Here is a 1,878-nt window from a genome sequence, read left to right as displayed (position 1 = left end):
GGCGGTCTCGTCGCGGTGTAGGGAGTTGATGTCGAGGCGGTAGTGCAGGCCCCGGACGATCGCCCGGGCCGTGCGGGTGGTGTGTTTGATGGCGTACTTGCCGCCGACCTGTAACGGGCGGGTCTCGTCCATCCAGCAGACCATCGCCTCGATGTCCTGCGCGACCGCGGGGGCGTTGTTCGGCCGGCAGATCATGTCACCGCGGGAGATGTCGATCTCGTCGGTGAGGCGGACCGTCACCGACATCGGCGGGAACGCCTCGTCCACCGGCCCGTCCGCGGTCTCCACCGCGGCGATGCGGGAGGTGAACCCCGACGGCAGCACCATCACCTCGTCGCCGGGCTTCAACACCCCCGACGCGACCTGACCCGCGTACCCCCGGTAGTCGGTCACCGTCGTGGACTGCGGCCGGATCACGTACTGCACCGGGAACCGCACGTCCTGCAGGTTACGGTCCGAGGCGATGTGCACCCGCTCCAGATGATGCAACAACGACGGCCCGTCATACCACGGCATGTTCTCCGACCGGGACACGATGTTGTCGCCCCGCAACGCCGACACCGGCACCACCGTCAGATCCGGCACGTCCAACTTCGCCGCGAACGCCGTGAACTCGTCCGCGATCGCCTCGAACACCGCCTGGTCGAAGTCCACCAGGTCCATCTTGTTCACACACAACACCAGGTGCGGCACCCGCAACAACGAACACAGGAACGCATGCCTACGCGACTGCTCCACCAAACCCTTACGCGCGTCCACCAGGATCAACGCCAGATCCGCCGTCGACGCACCCGTCACCATGTTCCGCGTGTACTGAATGTGCCCCGGCGTGTCCGCGATGATGAACTTCCGCCGCGGCGTCGCGAAATACCGGTACGCCACATCGATCGTGATGCCCTGCTCCCGCTCCGCCCGCAACCCATCGGTCAACAACGCCAGATTCGTGTACTCGTCCCCCCGCGCCGCCGACACCGCCTCCACCGCGGCCAACTGGTCGGTGAACAACGACTTCGTGTCATACAACAAACGGCCGATCAACGTCGACTTACCGTCATCGACGCTACCCGCGGTCGCGAACCGCAACAGATCCATCGGCCGAGCCGACGCATCAACCTCGACGCCCACAGTGTCGATGCTCATCAGAAGTAACCCTCCCGCTTACGGTCCTCCATCGCGGCCTCACTCACCCGGTCATCACCCCGGGTGGCACCCCGCTCGGTGACCCGCGTCGCGGCCACCTCCTCGATCACCAACTCCACACTGTCCGCGTCCGACCGCACCGCCGCCGTACACGACGCGTCCCCCACCGTCCGATACCGCACCCGCGCCTTGAACCGCTCCTCACCCACCCGCGGCCGAAAAAACTCGTTCACCGCATACAACATCCCATCCCGCTCCACCACCTCACGCTCATGCGCAAAATAGATCGACGGCAACGGAATCACCTCCCGAGCGATGTAGTGCCACACATCCAACTCGGTCCAGTTCGACAACGGAAACACCCGAATCGACTCACCCGGATGATGCCGACCGTTGTACAACGACCACAACTCCGGACGCTGATTCTTCGGATCCCACTGCCCGAACTCGTCCCGGAACGAGAACACCCGCTCCTTCGCCCGCGCCTTCTCCTCATCCCGCCGCGCCCCACCAAACAGAGCATCGAACCGATGCTTCTCCACCGCATCCAACAACACCGGCGTCTGAACCCGGTTCCGCGTCCCGTCCGCCGCCTCCCGCACCATCCCCCGCGCCAACGCCTCCGGCACACTCGCCACGATCAACTGCAAACCCAACTCGGCCACCCGACGATCCCGATACTCCAAGACCTCCGGAAAGTTATGACCCGTGTCGACATGCATCACCGGAAACGGAATG

The 1,878-nt window shown here is 64.7% G+C and carries 2 protein-coding genes; both read right to left on the bottom strand.

The features are described 5' to 3' along the window. On the bottom strand, nucleotides 1-1,140 hold a 1,140-nt coding region (locus tag C5N14_RS31425), incomplete at its 3' end, for a sulfate adenylyltransferase subunit 1 (protein WP_117673532.1). Beyond that, a partial coding sequence (gene cysD / locus C5N14_RS31420) for a sulfate adenylyltransferase subunit CysD (protein WP_133305779.1) occupies nucleotides 1,140-1,878 on the bottom strand: 739 nt, incomplete at its 5' end. The genes cysD and C5N14_RS31425, both read right to left, overlap by 1 nt.

Origin of the sequence: Micromonospora sp. MW-13 (assembly GCF_003434305.1) — a bacterium.
GTDB lineage: Bacteria > Actinomycetota > Actinomycetes > Mycobacteriales > Micromonosporaceae > Micromonospora.
This window is presented reverse-complemented; position numbering and strand designations above follow the sequence as displayed.